The 16,497-nt window shown below is 62.4% G+C and carries 18 protein-coding genes and 1 pseudogene; 3 read left to right on the top strand and 16 right to left on the bottom strand.

The window, feature by feature from the left end; genetic code table 11:
• Positions 1 to 145: 145 nt before the first annotated feature.
• From NKF25_RS07230 to NKF25_RS07270, 9 genes are all read right to left on the bottom strand, one after another.
• Positions 146 to 415, bottom strand: coding sequence for an acc operon protein (locus NKF25_RS07230; protein ID WP_253226031.1), 270 nt, complete (start codon positions 413 to 415; stop codon positions 146 to 148).
• Positions 396 to 1,946, bottom strand: coding sequence for an acyl-CoA carboxylase subunit beta (locus NKF25_RS07235; protein WP_253226032.1), 1,551 nt, complete (start codon positions 1,944 to 1,946; stop codon positions 396 to 398). The genes NKF25_RS07230 and NKF25_RS07235 overlap by 20 nt, the downstream gene beginning before the upstream one ends.
• A gap of 86 nt (positions 1,947 to 2,032) precedes the next feature.
• Complete coding sequence (locus tag NKF25_RS07240) at positions 2,033 to 3,361, bottom strand: sodium-dependent transporter (RefSeq protein WP_253226033.1); 1,329 nt, start codon at positions 3,359 to 3,361, stop codon at positions 2,033 to 2,035.
• Positions 3,362 to 3,568: 207 nt separating this feature from the next.
• Positions 3,569 to 4,876 (bottom strand): sodium-dependent transporter, encoded by a 1,308-nt coding sequence (locus NKF25_RS07245; protein ID WP_253226034.1) that lies wholly within the window; start codon positions 4,874 to 4,876, stop codon positions 3,569 to 3,571.
• Between the two features lie 214 nt (positions 4,877 to 5,090).
• A complete protein-coding gene (locus NKF25_RS07250) occupies positions 5,091 to 5,795 on the bottom strand; it encodes an SDR family oxidoreductase (protein ID WP_253226035.1) in 705 nt (234 codons plus the stop codon).
• A 42-nt stretch (positions 5,796 to 5,837) separates the two neighbouring features.
• Complete coding sequence (locus NKF25_RS07255) at positions 5,838 to 6,578, bottom strand: metallophosphoesterase (RefSeq protein WP_253226036.1); 741 nt, start codon at positions 6,576 to 6,578, stop codon at positions 5,838 to 5,840.
• Entirely contained in the window at positions 6,578 to 8,371 is a 1,794-nt protein-coding gene (locus NKF25_RS07260; RefSeq protein WP_253226037.1) for a hypothetical protein, read from the bottom strand. Before NKF25_RS07260 ends, NKF25_RS07255 begins: the two co-directional genes overlap by 1 nt.
• Positions 8,368 to 9,639, bottom strand: coding sequence for a Single-stranded DNA binding protein (locus tag NKF25_RS07265; protein ID WP_253226038.1), 1,272 nt, complete (start codon positions 9,637 to 9,639; stop codon positions 8,368 to 8,370). The genes NKF25_RS07260 and NKF25_RS07265 overlap by 4 nt, the downstream gene beginning before the upstream one ends.
• A 93-nt stretch (positions 9,640 to 9,732) precedes the next feature.
• A complete protein-coding gene (locus NKF25_RS07270) occupies positions 9,733 to 9,915 on the bottom strand; it encodes a hypothetical protein (protein WP_253226039.1) in 183 nt (60 codons plus the stop codon).
• Positions 9,916 to 10,101: 186 nt separating this feature from the next.
• Here NKF25_RS07270 and NKF25_RS07275 point away from each other — a divergent pair, with 186 nt between their 5' ends.
• Positions 10,102 to 10,734 carry a 2,5-diamino-6-(ribosylamino)-4(3H)-pyrimidinone 5'-phosphate reductase gene (locus NKF25_RS07275; RefSeq protein WP_253226040.1) on the top strand — a complete coding sequence of 211 codons (633 nt, stop codon included), beginning with the start codon at positions 10,102 to 10,104 and terminating at the stop codon, positions 10,732 to 10,734.
• Between the two features lie 6 nt (positions 10,735 to 10,740).
• Here the strand turns inward: NKF25_RS07275 and asd are convergent, their stop codons facing one another.
• The 6 genes and pseudogenes from asd to NKF25_RS07305 form a co-directional block, all read right to left on the bottom strand.
• On the bottom strand, positions 10,741 to 11,775 hold the full coding sequence (asd, locus tag NKF25_RS07280) for an aspartate-semialdehyde dehydrogenase (RefSeq protein WP_253226041.1): 1,035 nt from the start codon (positions 11,773 to 11,775) through the stop codon (positions 10,741 to 10,743).
• Positions 11,776 to 12,134: 359 nt separating this feature from the next.
• Positions 12,135 to 12,311 (bottom strand): 30S ribosomal protein S17e, encoded by a 177-nt coding sequence (locus tag NKF25_RS07285; RefSeq protein ID WP_253226042.1) that lies wholly within the window; start codon positions 12,309 to 12,311, stop codon positions 12,135 to 12,137.
• Positions 12,312 to 12,388: 77 nt separating this feature from the next.
• Positions 12,389 to 12,666, bottom strand: a pseudogene (locus NKF25_RS07290) (acylphosphatase).
• Between the two features lie 42 nt (positions 12,667 to 12,708).
• Complete coding sequence (locus tag NKF25_RS07295) at positions 12,709 to 12,897, bottom strand: hypothetical protein (protein ID WP_253226043.1); 189 nt, start codon at positions 12,895 to 12,897, stop codon at positions 12,709 to 12,711.
• A gap of 66 nt (positions 12,898 to 12,963) precedes the next feature.
• On the bottom strand, positions 12,964 to 13,842 hold the full coding sequence (locus tag NKF25_RS07300) for a DNA glycosylase (protein ID WP_253226044.1): 879 nt from the start codon (positions 13,840 to 13,842) through the stop codon (positions 12,964 to 12,966).
• A 40-nt stretch (positions 13,843 to 13,882) separates the two neighbouring features.
• On the bottom strand, positions 13,883 to 14,920 hold the full coding sequence (locus NKF25_RS07305) for a dipeptidase (protein ID WP_253226045.1): 1,038 nt from the start codon (positions 14,918 to 14,920) through the stop codon (positions 13,883 to 13,885).
• Between the two features lie 105 nt (positions 14,921 to 15,025).
• Here NKF25_RS07305 and NKF25_RS07310 point away from each other — a divergent pair, with 105 nt between their 5' ends.
• Positions 15,026 to 15,478 (top strand): DUF555 domain-containing protein, encoded by a 453-nt coding sequence (locus NKF25_RS07310; RefSeq protein ID WP_253226046.1) that lies wholly within the window; start codon positions 15,026 to 15,028, stop codon positions 15,476 to 15,478.
• A gap of 165 nt (positions 15,479 to 15,643) precedes the next feature.
• Positions 15,644 to 15,853 carry a ribbon-helix-helix domain-containing protein gene (locus NKF25_RS07315; RefSeq protein WP_066145871.1) on the top strand — a complete coding sequence of 70 codons (210 nt, stop codon included), beginning with the start codon at positions 15,644 to 15,646 and terminating at the stop codon, positions 15,851 to 15,853.
• Here NKF25_RS07315 and NKF25_RS07320 read toward each other — a convergent pair.
• Positions 15,845 to 16,255: a hypothetical protein gene (locus tag NKF25_RS07320; RefSeq protein WP_253226047.1), complete on the bottom strand. Its 411-nt coding sequence runs from the start codon at positions 16,253 to 16,255 to the stop codon at positions 15,845 to 15,847. The genes NKF25_RS07315 and NKF25_RS07320 overlap by 9 nt on opposite strands.
• Between the last annotated feature and the right edge of the window lie 242 nt (positions 16,256 to 16,497).

Consider the following 16,497-nt stretch of genomic DNA (forward strand, 5'->3'; position numbering starts at 1 on the left):
TTCGGTTTATTGTCTCCTGAAACCATAACTGGAAGTGAAATTGGTCGATCGCCGTCCCCAGAGAGCAGATCACGTTCGTTCGCACCACAAAAAAAGCACCAAATCGGCGATTTACTCGGGTGACACCCTCCGATAGCGTCGAAGATCAGAACCGCGTCGTCCGCCCCGCCGCGCTCCACGCGTCCGTGGGCGCGTTCATCGGGACACGCACATCACGGTTCTGCAATCCGGACATCCGTCCGGCGAACTGCCAGCGCTCGCCGTCCCAATCCGGTTCCTCGTTCTCCGCTGCCGCAGCGGCCGCTTCCCGTTCGCGGAGGATGACGTTGATGGCCGCCATGATCGCGGCGGCTTCCTCCTCGGAGGCGTCCGGCGGAATCGAGAGGGAGATGTCCTCAGAGTGGGATATTTCCATGTTTCTTTTCCGGCTGTGATTTGCGCTTGCTCATCAGCATGTCGAGGTCGTCGATGAGTCGCGGGCGGGTCTCCTGCGGTTCGATGACGTCGTCCACGAAGCCGCGGTCGGCGGCCGTGTACGGGTTGGCGAACTGCTCGCGGTACTCCTCGATGAGTTCGTCGCGGCGCGCCTCGGGGTCGTCGGCCTCTTCGAGTTCCGAACTGTAGAGGACGTTGACCGCACCCTGCGGGCCCATCACCGCGATTTCGGAGGTCGGCCAGGCGTAGTTCACGTCCGCGCCGATGTGCTTGCTTGCCATCACGTCGTACGCGCCACCGTACGCTTTGCGAGTGATGACGGTCATGAGCGGCACCGTCGCCTCGGAGTAGGCGTACAGCAGTTTCGCACCGTGGCGGATGATGCCGCCGTGCTCCTGGTCCGTGCCGGGCATGAACCCGGGCACGTCCACGAACGTCACGATGGGGATGTTGAACGAATCACAGAAGCGGACGAACCGCGAGCCTTTCTCCGAGGATTCGATGTCGAGAGTTCCGGCGTTGACGCGGGGCTGGTTCGCCACGATGCCGACCGAGCGCCCGTCGAGGCGGCCGAAGCCCACGACGAGGTTCTTCGCGTAGCCTTCCTGCACCTCGAAGAAGGAATCCTCGTCCACGACGCCGTCGATGACGCGCGTGATGTCGTACGGTTTGCGCGGTTGGTCGGGCACGACGGATTTCAGTTCCTCGTCGCGGCGCTCCGGGTCGTCCCACGGGTCGAAGCGCGGCGGGTCCTCGACGTTGTTCTGCGGGAGATACGAGAGCAGACGGCGGATGTCGTCCAGTGCTTCCTCCTCGCTGTTCTCGGCGAAGTGGGCGACCCCGCTCTTGTCGGTGTGGGTCGTCGCGCCGCCAAGTTCCTCGAAGGTGACTTCCTCGCCCGTGACCGTCTCGATGACGTCCGGGCCGGTGATGAACATGTGGCTCGTGTCCTTCACCATGAAGATGAAGTCGGTGATGGCGGGCGAGTACACCGCGCCGCCCGCACACGGACCCATGATGGCCGATATTTGGGGCACGACGCCCGAGGCCTGCTGATTGCGGTGGAAGATGTCCGCGTAGCCAGCCAAGGATTCGACACCTTCCTGAATCCGCGCACCGGCGGAATCGTTCAGGCCGATGATTGGCGCGCCGACTTCCATCGCCTTGTCCATGACTTTCGTCACTTTCTGGGCGAACACTTCGCCGAGCGAGCCACCGAAGACGGTGAAGTCGTGGGCAAAGACGAACACCTTTCGGCCGTTGACCTCGCCGTAACCCGTCACGACGCCGTCGCCGGGGACCTGTTTTTCCTCCATGCCGAAGTTGTGGTTTCGGTGGGTTCGCAGTTGGTCGAACTCGTTGAAGGTGTCGTCGTCGAGGAAGTAGTCGATGCGCTCGCGCGCCGTCATCTTCCCCCGCTCGTGCTGCTTCTCGATGCGCTCTTCACCGCCGCCCTGCTCCGCCTCGCGGCGTTTTTCGCGTAGTTCGTCGATGCGCTCGTCCATCGTCATCGCTGAACACCCGGACGCATTGTCATTGCGGAATTGCAGTACCAGCGGGCGCAAAAGGTTTCCGTACTGTGTCGGGAAAGGCTTCGTCAGCCTGACAGCAACGAGTAGAGGTTCAGCCCAAGCGTGACGAGCAAGAACAGCGGCAGAATCGTCCTGACGCCCCACAGCCACGGCGTTCCGAGCGACCGCGCGATCCCGCCCGCGCCGGAGTCGAACTCCGCGAGGGCGTTCTTGCCGAGGACCCACCCTGTGAAGACGAGGAATCCGGCGAGTCCGGCCGTCAGCATCAGATCGACCAGCGTTCCCGCGACGAAGGTGAACACGGACGGGGTGAGCGCACAGACCGCACCCGTGACGAGCACCAGCGCGGTGAGGCCGAGCGTCGCGCTCCGCCGGGAGACGTCCTGTTCGTCCACGAGATACGCGACGGGAATTTCGAGCATGCTGATGGAACTCGACAGGGCGGCGAACAGAATGGCGGCGAAGAAGCCGACGGCGACGACCTCACCGTACGGCATCTCCCGAAACGCTCCGGCGACGCCCATGAAAATCGCGCCGGACTCGCCGCCTCTCGTGACTTCCGTGAGACCGCCTTGAAACGCGAACAGGAGCGGAAAGACGACGAGTCCTGCGAGGACACCGACCGCGGTGTTCAGCACGGCGATAACGCTCCCGTCGAACGGGAGGCTGTTGTCCTCTCCCAGATACGAGGCGTAGGTGATCATCGTCCCGACGCCGAGCGAGAGCGTGAACAGCGCCTGTCCGGCCGCGGCGCGGAGCATCCCGATGGGGTCGTTCTTGATCGGTGCCGGGTCGAAGTGGAGGTAGAACGACAATCCCGCTCCCGCGCCGGGTCGGGTGATCGCCCATCCGGCGAGCACCGCGAGCAGAACGACGATGACCGGCATCATCACCTTCGTCGCGGCCTCGATGCCGCGGCGGACCCCGCCGAGGACGACCAGTGCGGTCAGCGCGAGGAACGCGACTTGGAACGCGACGGCTTCCCAGCCGAAGCTGATGGTGCCGAAGTATCCGCTCGGGTCGGCGAAGTACGACCCCGAAAAGCTGGCGACGAAGTAACGAACGATCCACCCGCCGACGACGCTGTAGAACGACAAGAGGATGAGCGCCGTGAGGACGCCGAACAGGCCGACGTACCCCCACGATTTGGTTCCGGGTGCGAGGCGGGCCAGCGCCCCGGCCGGGTTTCGGTTCGAGCGGCGACCGATGACGAACTCCGCGAGGAGTCCGGGGACGCCGACGAGCAACACGATACAGAGGTAGACCACGAGAAACGCGCTTCCGCCGTATTCGGCCGTCATCCACGGAAAGCGCCAGACGTTGCCGAGGCCGACCGCGCTCCCCACCGCCGCGAGGATGAAGCCGACCCGACTCGCCCACGATTCACGTACCATTGCTATGCACTCGCTTGCCCAGGGGATATGAGACTTTCGAGGTTAGAAACCATCAAAATGCTATTAACACACGCGATGGGGCATCAGAAATCGATTTTCAGATTCGAATGGACATGAAATCAGGACTGTTGTCTACGGTTCGTCGATTTTACTCGTCGCTGTTTAAGTACTCGACAAAAAAGAATCAGTGCCGGTGCCGGACGACGCTCAGAAGAACGACATCAGGCTCAGTGCGAGCGTTCCGATGACGGCGATGAGCACGACCACTCGGAGGTGCGTGAGCCAAATCGTGCCGATGTTGCCGCGGGTCTTACCGAGGCCACGTCGGAGTTCTTGAACCGCTCCCGCGCTGTACACCCATCCGACGAAGATGACGGTCAGCACGACGCCGAGGGGGAGGAGGAGGTTCGACGCGATATTGTCGAACATGGTGAACGTGTCGAGACTCAGCGCCGACGGGACACCGAGGGCGAACACGATGACGCCGACGATGACTGTGATGACCGGCCGACTGAGCGAGTAGTTATCCACGAAGTACGAGACGACCACTTCGAGGAGGCTAATCGCCGACGAAAGCGCCGCGATGAGCAGGATGACGAAGAACACGAGACCGACTATCTTCCCCGCCGGTAGTTTCGCGAACGCCTTTGCGAGGGTGATGAACACCGCACCCGCGCCGGCCTCACCGGGGTCGATGCTCTGTGCGAACAGGAGCGGGAAGACGACGAATCCGGCGAGAACGCCGATGAAGGAGTTCAAGCCGACGATGCTGAGTCCGTCGGTGAGAAGGTTGTCGTCACCGTCCAAGTAGGACGCGTACGTCACCATCGCCCCCATCCCGAGCGAGAGCGAGAACAACGCCTGTCCCACGGCGGCGGGGATGATGGACTGGTAATTGTCCACGATGACGCCGAAGTCGGGGGAGAGGAAGTAGTCGTAGCCCGCTGCAGCGCCGTCGAGGGTGAATGCCCACAGGGCGAGTCCGACCATCAGGATGGCGATGGACGGAACCATGATTTTTGTCCCCATCTCGATGCCTTTCTCGACACCCAGCGCGACGATAACCACGACGAGTACCATGAACACGAAGTGGAACAGTATCGTTCCAGTACCCGCCGAAATCTGTCCGAAGTACTGGGAGGGGTCGCCGAAGTACGCGCCGGTCCAACTCCCGAGGATGTACTGGATGACCCATCCACCGACGACGCTGTAGTACGACAGAATCCAGAACCCAGTGAACAGGCCGAGGAGTCCGATGATTCCTGCGACTGGCCCACCGAGGTTTCTGAACGCGTCCACGATGTTCTTCTTGGTCTCGCGCCCGATGACGAACTCCGCGAGGATGGCGGGCAGTCCGATGAGAACCGCCGCGACGAGGTAGACCACGAGGAAGGCCGCCCCGCCGTTCTGTGCAGACATATACGGGAATCGCCAAATGTTGCCGAGTCCAACGGCGCTTCCGACAGCAGCCAGAATGAACCCCATTCGGGATGTCCACGTTTCTCGTTGTGACATGTGTATGCCTGCCATTCTTAACTGATGCGTATAAACTGCACGATGTCAATTAATCACCCGAATAAATGATTATCTCATATTATATTCGTGTAAGAAAATGACTCGTCAATCCACCAAACAGCCGAATCCGAAATCAAAGCGGCGTGATATCGTACCACTGAGAGACTAATTGACACCGAAAAACCTCAAACGTAATGATGTTTTCGGGGTCGGATCAGGCTTCGCCGTACACCGGAACCGCCGCCCCACTGGTCACGCTCGTGGCGTCGCTACAGAGCACACACATCACGGAAGCGATATCTTCTGGGGAAACCCACTCGTCGTGGTTGGCGTCGGGCATCATCTCCCGGTTCGCGGGCGTGTCGATGACGCTCGGCATCACGGCGTTCGCTCGAACCACACCTGAATTCTCCTCGGCGATCGTCTCGGTGAGCAGTCTGACACCCGCTTTGGACGCCCGATACGGTCCGTCCCCTTCCCCGCCTTCGAGCGACGCTCGGGCGCTGACGCTGACGATCGCGCCCTCGCTCTCCTGGAGATGCGGCAGCGCGTGTTTGGCCGCCAGGAACATCGTCTTCAGGTTCACGTCGAACAGCAGGTCGAACGTCCCCACGTCCGTCTCCTCGATGGGTGACCCGCCCTTCCACGTTCCCGCGATGTTGATGAGCGCGTCGAGACCGCCGTGGTCGTCGACGACGTCCGAAACGACGGTTTCGACGGCCGATTCGTCGGTGAAGTCGGCCTCGTAGAAATCGACTCGCTCGCCGTCGAGTGGGGAATCCTCGTCCGGTTCGACCACGTCGGTCGCACACACCGTCGCCCCGGCGTCCGCGAACGCGGCACAGACCGCGCTGCCGAGCGCGCCGCTCGCACCCGTGACCAGGACGACATCGCCGCTGAAGTCGAAGCTCACGTCCATGGATCGTCACACAGCGTGAGCCATGAAAACACACACGGCCGTTCAAACCCCGTCGTACGCTCCCAATCGCGTTCCGTCCAACAGGTACGCCTCGCCGTCCGAGAGTCCGTCGGGCAGGAACGGCGCGAGGAATCCCTGGCCCGCGACGTTCACCCACGTCCCACCCGTCAGGTCGTTGAACGCGGGAAAGACGACGAGTTGGGCGTCGATGGAGAACTCTCCGTCGTACCGTTCCACGAACGGCTCCGGATTCACGCGGCCGCGCAACCAGACGCGTTCGATTCGGCTGCCGCCGACCGAGTCCTCCAATCGCACGCAGGGATGTTCGTGACCGACGCAGACCACGTCCGCCGAGAGCACGTCCTCGCTCGGCCACGTGTGGCCGTGGACGAATCCCACGTCCCCGAGTCGGACCCCGTCGCCCGGCGTCACCGCACAGTCGACCCACGACTCGATATCCCCGTCGTGATTCCCCTTCACCAGCGTCACCGGCTGATCGATGGATTCCAGCAGCACCTCGATTTCGCCGCGCTCGGCCCCACCCGGCCCGGCGATGGAGTGCATGAAGTCGCCGAGGACGACGACCCTATCCGGGTCGGTTCGCCGGACGAGCGACGCCATTCGCTCGCGGCGCTCGTCCGCACGGCTGTCGAGGTTGATCCCCTGCTCGTAGCGGAGTCCGTCCTCGATTCCGGCGTGGTAATCCGCCACCACGAGCGCCCGTTCGTCGCCGAGCGTCGCAGTTGCGGCCGGTTCGCCGGGAACCGGTTCGACCAGCGCCATCAGATGGGTTTCAGGGTGTCCTCGCCGGATTCGTAACACCGTCCAGCCATCAGCGCGTCCTGCAACGCATCCTCGACCTCGGCGGGCGTCGTGTCGTAGGAGTTCACGACGTTCGCCATGAGGCGTTCGCTCTCGACGCCGTCGCCATCGTTCATGTCACGCATGACCTCCATCACGATGTTTTCGAGGTTCTCGGGCGTGGATTTCTCGCCATCCTCGTCCGCCGATTCGGGTTCGGACTCGGATTCGGATTCCGCCGCTTCGGATTCTGATTCCGCTCCTTCGGTCGGTGTCGGTTCCGGTTCGGTCGCTTCAGTCTGTTCGGGCTGTGCCGTCCCGGCCTCCGGCCCGGCCGCTTCTGCCGGTTCGGCGGCGGTGTCGGTGTCCGGTTCGGATTCCGATTCCGTCGCCATCTCCTGGGCCGGTTCCGGCGTTTCGATGTCGGCTTCGCCCGGCGCATCGACTTCCGCACCGCTGGTGAACTCAGTGCCGAACTCCTCCTCTATCTGTTCGCGTTCACCCTCGTCGAACTCGTACATCTCGCCGCTCACGTCCTCGCCCATCGGCTGGTCGTCGAAGTCGCCGAGGTCATCCTCAGACGTTCCCGAATCGAAATCGCCGAGTTCGTCGGTGGAGTCGTCCGCGGATTCGCTCCCCGTGTCGAACTCCTCGACACCGGTTTCACCGACCGGTTCTCCCCCTGCCGGTTCCGAATCGGCCAATTCGGCGTCCGTCGGTTCCGGTTCGGCCGGTTCCTCGAACTCCTCCGGTTCGCGGGCTTGCGCTGGCGGCGTTTCGGGTTCCGGATCGGCGTCCGGAGCCGTGGTTTCCGTCGCCGATTCGGGTTCGGTCGCCGATTCGGGTTCGGTTGTGGTCTCGGACTCGGACACCGTTCCAGCGTCGAACTCCGACCCGGCTTCCGCCGTCGATTCGGTGTCCGCTGCCGGTTCCGAATCCACCACCGATTCGCCCTCTGCTGCCGGTTCCGAATCGAACGTCGATTCGGATTCGGCGGATTCGGTCGTTGGTTCCGTTTCCGTCCCGACTTCCGTCTCGACGTCGGGCGTTTCGAGCGACACGTCCACGTCGAGCGTCGCGTCGCCGGGGTCGTCCGGCGACGCGTCGACCGTACCGACCTCGTCCTGTTCGCCCGCGACGACGCGGGCCGCATCGAGCGCCACGTCCTGCAACTCGGCGAGGTACGGCGTCGACGTCCGATAGTGGTCGAGCGCCAGCGGAACACCGGCGGCGAGGCCGGTGTCCACGTCGGCGGCTTCGAGCGCCTGGCGCAGGTCCTCCCCGCGCTGGCCGGAGTCGAGCGCACCGGCGAACGTGCGAATCCGGTCGAGGGTCTGTTGTGCCGTTTGGACTGTCCAGCGGTCGCGTGTTTCGGCATCGACCGCGTTCATGCTCTCCGGTCGAATCGAGGTGTACACCAAGTCCGAATCCTCGGGCTGGAACGTCCGTGCCTTGCCCGTCACGGCGACGAACATCGGCGCTTCGGCGCGTTCGAGGAACGCGAGCGCGTCAGGCTGGTACTGGCCAGCGTAGACGACGAACCCGCCGGTCGGGTCCACGATCCGGGCGCGGAGCACCTCGTCGCCGACCTGCTCGATTTCGGTCAGCACCCCGACGACGAACAGGCGGTTGATTCGCGCCCCCGTCGGCGTGACGACGTAGTTCGGCGCGCGCTCCTCGTCGCTGTCGGAGTGTTCGAGCGATGAGCCGTCGTACTCGGCGGCGAAGATTCGCCACGCGACTTCCCGGCGGCCGACGCCACCCTGCGAACTCATGCGTCCACCTCCGCGAGGAAGGCCTTCGCACGCTCGGCCGGGTTGTCGTCCGTCTCGGTGAACTCGGTCGCTTCGAGATTCGCGCCGTAGTCGTCCACCGAGAGGTTGCCCCGGACGCGGTACTCGTGGCCGACGATCTCCTCGCGGATGCTGTCCGCGACGACTTCCTGGTCCATCGCATCGCGGGCCGCTTGTCGGGCCTTTTCGAGACCGCCGCCGTACACTTCCGCGGTGAGGTCGGCGTCCAGAATCGCGGTGACGGTTCCCGTCCCGTCGTCCACGATGGCTTTCACACGTAGGTCGTCCTGCCCGTCGACCTGGCCGTGGCTTCGACACTGGCCCTTCTGCACCACGCGGCCGCACTCGGGACAGCGCTGGATGAGTCCCGACCCGTCGCGGACCGCGACGATGTTACCGAGGACTTCCACGTCGAACGCACCGCCGGTTTCGACCGCCTCGCGGACGGTCATGCGCGTCGCGCTGTCGTTCACGTCCACCTCGCGCGCGAGGGGTGAAACGGTCGTGAACTCCGAGAAGTTGATCGACGGCACGCCGCGGAACTCGCGGATGTAGACGTTGTCTACGCGAATCTCCGCACCCTCCGTCACTTCGTCGCGCGCTTCCCAGTCGGTGAACGGGAGTCGCGCCGACTCGTCGGCGACGATACCGCTCTTGATCTCGGTGTCGCCGTCGCGTCCGTCGATGACTTTGCTCTCGACTTCGAGAACCGTCACCTCCAGTGCGACGCCGCGGTCGCCGGGTCGGACCTCCGCCAACGTCGCGTCGCCGCCCACTTTGTAGGATACGTCGAGTTCGCCCCCCTCGCGTGCGATGTTGGTGCTGTCCCCGAGGTTGAGTTCGGGGTTACCCTCCCATTCTCGCACGCCCGCGTTGCCCGCGGTGATGACCTCACCCGGACTGAGGCTGAAGTCGTTCCACGCCGTGTAGGAAATCTTCCCGGTTTCGTCGGCCAGTTCCCCCTCGAAAATCGTCTGCTCGTTGCCCTGATAGCGGATCGAGCGCTGGCCGACGGTGAGCACCTTCGCGGTGATCGTGACGTTGCCCATGTCCGTCGTCACGTCGGCGATATCGGCCGTCGAGGGCGAGGAACTGCTCGAACTGCCGTCGCCGTACTTTCGTCGAAGGCTCTGTTTGGCTTCGTCTACCGGCACACTGTACTCGATGAGGTTCTGCAGGTCTGCTTTGACCTCCTCTTTGTCAACACCGAGGTCGGAGGCGAGCGCCTCGGCATGGTCGTCAACGTTCATCACCCGAAGTTGGGACGGGATGGATTAAAAGTGTTCGTCGTCGCTAGAAGTGTGAGCGGGAATGGAGGTGGAATCGAAATCGACCGAAATCCGCTATCGCCCGGCAAATCCCCACGCGAAGACCAACCCGATCAGCATGACTGGAACGCTTCCGTACGCTAGTATCGGGTCGAGTGCGGTGCTACTGTACGAACCCAGAATTCCACCGAAAACGAGGAGATATATCGAAACGAGGAGGATACCGATGCCACCGAGTTGGCTCGATTTTGCTTCCATGTCTTGTTCGTGAAGGAACTGAAACAGTTTGGGAGATGAGTGTTTAGTTTCACATCTCAGACAGCAACGACGGCACCACGACCGTCTCGAACATTCTCACCCAAACCGAACTCATTCCGACAAAGCGACCGTTCCTCCTTCCGCGACACCGAAAGGGGTTTTCACCGGGCTAGCATACGATAATCCATGCACGTGGTCGTCAACGCCGCGATGAGCGCCGACGGAAAGCTCTCCTCCTGCCAGCGCGAGCAGGTCGCCATCAGCGGCGCGAACGACTTCAACCGGGTTGACGACCTTCGGGTGGAAAGCGACGCCATCGTGGTCGGCGTCGGGACCGTCCTCGCGGACGACCCCTCCCTGACCGCCGACGATGGAGCAAACCCGACACGCATCATCGCGGACTCGCGTGCGCGAACCCCGCTCGACGCGCAGGTGTTGGACGACAGGGCGGACACCCTCATTTTCGTCGCCGAAAGCGCACCGACTCGGAACGTCCGAGCACTGCGCGGGGCCGGGGCGGACGTCGTCGTCGCCGGAAACGGTCGCGTCTCGCTCCGCCGGGCGTTTTCCGAACTCGAATCGCGCGGCACCGAACAGGTCATGGTCGAGGGCGGCGGCGAACTCATCTTCTCGACCTTCGAGGCCGAACTGGTGAACGAACTCCGTCTCTACGTCGGGTCGCTGGTCATCGGCGGCCGGGACGCACCGACGCTCGCGGACGGTGAGGGCTTCGTGGAGAGAAAATCGTTTCCGGACCTCGAACTCGATTCGGTCGATACGATGGACGACGGCGTTCTACTTCGCTATCTCGTCTCCTAATCCGTCTCAGATCCACCCTTCCTGCGCGAGGAGTTCGCCGTTCAGCACGCTCGCACCGGCGGCGCCGCGAATCGTGTTGTGGGCGAGGCAGTTGTACTGGATGCCCGCCGGGGTCTCCTGCACGCCGCCGACCGCAACCTGCATGCCGCCGCCGAGGGTGCGGTCGAGGCGGGGTTGCGGGCGGTCGGGGTCCTCGAACACCTTGATGAGCGGGTCCGGCGCGCTCGGGAGGTCGAGCGTGGTGGCGTTTTCGAGGGCTTCCTCGGCGCTCGCCTTCGTTATCTCCTCGGTCGTCTCCGCCCACACGTTTTCGAGGTGGCCGTCTAGCGTCGGGACGCGATTACACGAGGCCGCCACGTCCACGTCGTGAAGCGAGATTTCGCTGCCGTCGAAGGTGCCGAGCAGTTTCTGTGGCTCGTCCACCATCTTCTCCTCCTCGCCGCCGATGTGCGGGATGACGTTGTCGATGATCTCCATCGACGTGACGCCGTCGTAGCCCGCGCCGGAGACGGCTTGCAGGGTGGAGACGTGCACGCGTTCGAGACCGAACGAATCGAGCGCGGCCAGGGTGGGCACCATCGTTATGGTCGAACAGTTCGGGTTCTTGACGAGCGCGCCGTCCCAGCCCCGTTCGTCGCGCTGGACTTCGATGAGGTCCAGATGCTCCGCGTTGACTTCCGGGATGACGAGCGGTACGTCCTCGGCCATTCGGTCGTTCGAGGAGTTCGAGGAGACGACGTATCCCGCCTCGGTGAACTTCGGTTCCACTTCGGCCGCGACGCCGGACGGGAGCGACGAAAAGAGGAGGTCCACATCGTCCGGGACGTCTCTCGGGTCGGTCGCGCGTACTTCGATGTCGCCGACATACTCCGGGATGGGCGAGTCGATTCGCCACTTCGCCGCTTCGCGGTAGAGTTTGCCCGCGCTGTCCTCGCTCGCGGTTATCGTCGTCAGTTCGAAGTCTGGATGACCGTCGAGGAGTTGAATGAATCGCTGTCCGACCGCTCCGGTTCCGCCGAGAATTCCGACGTTAACACTCATGTGGAACTCGATAGCAGGAGTGTGCAAGTAGCTTTCGACGGTGTCGGAGTTTGCCGTGAGACCGATTGCCGTCCATCGATTCTCACGGCGATACGTGTCTCATGTTTGAACACTATGCTCATATATCGGTTGAAGCCTCTGGGAGAGCATGGAGAGGGATGTTGTCACATGTCAGAGGTGCGGCCGTGCATATTCCGCCCGCGTTCGAGACGACGGCTCGTACGTCCTCCCGACGGACACGGGTACGTGTGAACGATGTGGAAGCGTCGAGTTCGATAGAGTCTCCAAGGAGATCGTCGAAAACGATTGAACCGCTCGGCTCCGCAGAATCGATGAACAGTGCGACAGCACTGAGAAAATTACTCTTTCTTGCGCGTGACGTAGCCGGCGATGCGGTTGCGGACGCCCTTCGAGCCGATGTTGGTCAGCTTTTCGACGCTGTCCTTGTTCTGGCTGAAGTCCTTCGTGAATGCGGTCGGATATCGCTCCAACAGGATGTTCCCTGTCTTCTTGACGTAGTCGGGTTTGATTGCCATACCGAACTCTTTCCGATAGCGGGCCTTAAAAGCATTCGTTCGCGTCGGCCGTGAGGAAGCTATCGGCGACCCCGGAACTATCGTCTGATTCGAAACCCGGATTCCCCGTTCGGGTCGTCGTACTCGACGCCACGCCGTCCACGTCCGCGGCCGGACTCCCCGTGTGACACCACTCGACCATCTCCTCGACCGTCGATTCGGGACCCTCGAAGACGGCTTCGACGCGCCCGTCGGAGAGGTTCTGCACCCAGCCGTCGATTCCCTTCGATTCCGCCGTGTCCCGGGTGTTCGCCCGATAGAAGACGCCCTGTACCTTACCGGAGACGAAGACGTGTGCACGAGTACGATCCGTCATATGCGAAAATTCGAAGTCGAACCACAAAATCCTCGGGGCCGTTCACCCTTCGGTTCCCTCCTCCGGCGGCATTCGTTCGTACGAGAGGTGTTTTACCGCCGTTCGGATTTCCTCCTTCGTGAGGTCCAATTCGTTGTACACGAACGACCTGAGCGCGATGTACGCACCGATACCGGAAACGGCGACGCCGATGAGGAAGCCGAACAGGAGGGCGGGGAGTCCAGTAACCATATCCTCACTTTCGATAGCCCCACGAAATAGCCATCGAATGAACTGTTCCGAATTCCGGACGATCGCTCAGCTTCGCAGATAGTGGAACACGTACGTCTGTGCGTACCCGGCGTACTCGCCGAACTGTTCCCGAATCGCGCGTGACGTGGCTTTGTACGATCCCTGTTCGCAGTGTGGGTAATGATCCTCGATGGCGCTCTGAATCCACGTATCGAGCGGGACGGCCTCCAGGTAGTCGAGCGCGAACAGGAGCACGCAGTCGGCGACTTTGTCGCCGACGCCGACGAAGGCTTGCATGGCGTCGCGGGCGTCCTCGTAGGATTTCCCGCGAACGTCGTCCGGCGAGGCCTCGCCGGACGACAGCAACTCGGCGGACTTCTTGACGTACGGCGCACGGTAGCCCAGATTCAGGTCCCGAAGCTCCCCCTCCGACGCTTCGGCCAACGCGTCCGGCGTCGGGAACTCGTAGTACGTCTTTTCGTCGAACTCGATGGGGGTTCCGAATTCGCGGGCCAGCGCGGTCTGCATGCCGTAGATTCGGCTCACGCGCATCTGTGCCGAGCAGATGAAGGAGACGAGACACGGGAAAAAGGGATCGCGGACGATCCGCATGCCACGATACTCGTCGTAGGCCGATTCGACCAGCGAGTCCGCGGGTGTGGCGTCGATTATCGCGTCCAAGTCGTCGTCGAGGCGCAAAAGCGAGAACAGGTGAGGTTCGGCGTCGGTCGTCGCCTCCCACTCCAGCAGTCCGTCCCGTTGCCGGGCGCGGATGACGTTCCCGTCGAGGACGGTGTAGTACCACGCCGACCCGCCGTAGGCGTGGGTCGTCTCGTACATCCGTCCGTCCTCGCGCCGCCAGAGGTAACTCTGGCCGCTCTCGACGGTCGATTGGAGGTCGAACCCACCTGGTAACTCTTCGACGGGTATCGAACCGGTTTCCATCGCCCGGGAATGGGTATCGGGGACAAGCAACTCTTTCGATTCACCACGTCGCGGCCAGCACCCGCCGCCAGTTCCCGTGGGCGACCTTCGAAACGTCGTCCTCGCCGAACCCGCGTTCCCGGAGTTCCGCGAACACGGCGGGAAGACCGGTCACGTCGCCCACGTCGTCGGGTATCGGTGCGCCGTCGAAGTCGGATCCTAACACCACGTGGTCGATACCTGCGCGGTCGGCGACGTATTCGATATGGTCCACGAGGTCGGACAGGGTCGCATCGGCGTCCGGATTGGGGTCGTTGGCCAAAATCGGTTCGAGAAAGCCGATTCCGACGACGCCGTCGGAGTCGGCCACGGCGTCTATCTGCTCGTCCGTCAGGTTTCGGGAGTGCGGACAGAGGCTGTACGCGCCGGTGTGCGAGGCGACGAGCGGCGCGCCGCTCGTCTCGGCGACGTCCCAGAATCCCCGTTCGGTCAGGTGTGCACAGTCGATCACAATGCCGCGCCGTTCGCACGCTCGGACGAAGTCTCTCCCGGCGTCGGTCAGTCCGTCGCCGGTGTCCGGACTCCCGGGATAGCGCGAGACGACACCCTGACCGAAGGCGTTCGGACGGCTCCACACCGGTCCGATGGAGCGCACGCCCGCGGCGTACAGGAAGTCGAGGTTGGTGAGGTCGGGAGCGACCCCGGCAGCGCCTTCGATATGTGGGACCGCGCCGAGTTCACCCGATTCGAGGCAGGCGTCGAAGTCGTCGAGCGAGTCCACGACGCGGAAGCCGTCGACGTTGGCGGCGAGCCTGTGGAGCAGTTCGAGGTATCGGTACGTCGCGGACCGCGCATCGTCGTGGTCGAGTTCGTCGGGGAGAGGGAACTCGTAGCCCTCGTCGGTCCGTCGAACCTCGTGTTCGTCGTCGCTCAGGACGAAGGTGGCGAAGAATCCGACGCCGAGTCTCGCCTCGCGGGCACGCGGGAGGTCGATATGCGTGCCCTCGATTCCATCCGCGAACGCCGATACGGGGTCGTCGGTCGAACCCAACCGGAGAAGCGTATCGTTGTGGCCGTCCACGACCGGCATGTGAGTCATTGCCCATGATGTGTCGGAAACGGACATAAGTGCTGTCGTGACCTGTCACGATACCCCAAAAGGGCGAAAATTCATACTGCTGGCCCTGTAATTACCGTTGGGATTATGAACTGTAGAGTTGTCGTCGAAGCCGCAATCCCGGTCTACGACGTGCAGACGCCGGACGAGGCGGTGCGCATCGCCATCTCCAAGACCGGCGAGATGCTCAATCCCGACCTAAACTACGTCGAAATAAACATGGGTTCGCGGACATCGCCATCCGGGGAGGAACTCCCACCGGCGTTCATCGCCGCCGACGAGGCACTCGTCGCGCTGGAGTTGGAGATGACGGTGTTCAACGTCGAGCGAGAGGAACACGCATCGCGTATCGCCCGGAAAGAAATCGGCCAACGGTTGGAAAACATTCCGCTCACCGTCCTCGACGTCGAGGTCATCGAGGACGAGGAAAGCGATTCGGACGAGACGGACGAAACCGACACCAACGCCGACGATTCGGACGACGATGACGGGAGCGATACGGACGACGTGTTGCCCGAATTCGAGGATCTCATCGACTGATCGGTCACCGGGAACGGCTTCAACGCGGAGGGCTTGCCGCAGTAGGAGTGAGTTGTAGGTCATTTGAATAGCTTCTCGCGTCGTGATACGGTCTTTCGTCTCAAACTGCTCTGCCTCCGGACGGCGGTCACAAACCCTAACCGGAGGGACGACCAACGGAGGGATATGACGAAGTACACCACCGTTTCCATTCCGAAGGATCTCGCCGATCGCGTGGAGGAGACGATCGAGGGAACGAGTTTTTCGAACACGAGCGATCTCGTCCGGTTTCTGCTCCGGAGTATCGTCATTCAGCACCAACGGCAGGGAAAGCTCACGGAGTCGGAATTCAGCGAGATAACCGACCAACTGCGTGAGTTGGGATATCTAGAGTAGTTCCGCCGGCGGTTCGGCATCGAGGACAACCAGTTCCTGTTTTCGCCCGGAACGGTCGAACGCGGCGACCGTTTCCTGTGTCCACGGTGGGACGGCAACGACGACGACTTCCCGTAGGTCGTCCGTCTGTGTGACTTCGAGTGGGCCTTGCGGGTGTGAGATGAACTGGCCCTGTGTCTGTCGTGGCGGTATCGAGAGGTCCATCCCGAAGACCGCGGTCACGGATTTTCCCGTATCCGGCGGATAGAAGTGAGTGAATACGGGTGTTTCCGGTTCGAGTTCGTCCGCGCCGTCCAGGTCCTCCGCAGGGGTAACAGCTAGCGGAACGGTCAGTTTCTTCGGTTCGGCGTCCGCCGCCAGTTCGAGAAGCGCGTCGTTCAGTCCACGAGTGATGTAGACCACACGCACCTCTTCGTGTCGTATTTAGATAATACCGTCGCCCGGTACCCCTCTCAGGGATCCCACAACGAGTTGCTGTGCATCTCGTTCACGTACTCGGACGATAATATTCACCCAACATCCTCACAGATTGTTTTCAATAATTTATGGGAAAATTTAATATATCTCTGGAGAAAGGGTATTTTCATGGTAAAAGACGATCTTACCACGTATCTGGCGGAAAGACCACGAATGATCGGCGTCCT

Origin of the sequence: Haladaptatus sp. AB643, from assembly GCF_024136975.1 — an archaeon.
GTDB lineage: Archaea > Halobacteriota > Halobacteria > Halobacteriales > Haladaptataceae > Haladaptatus.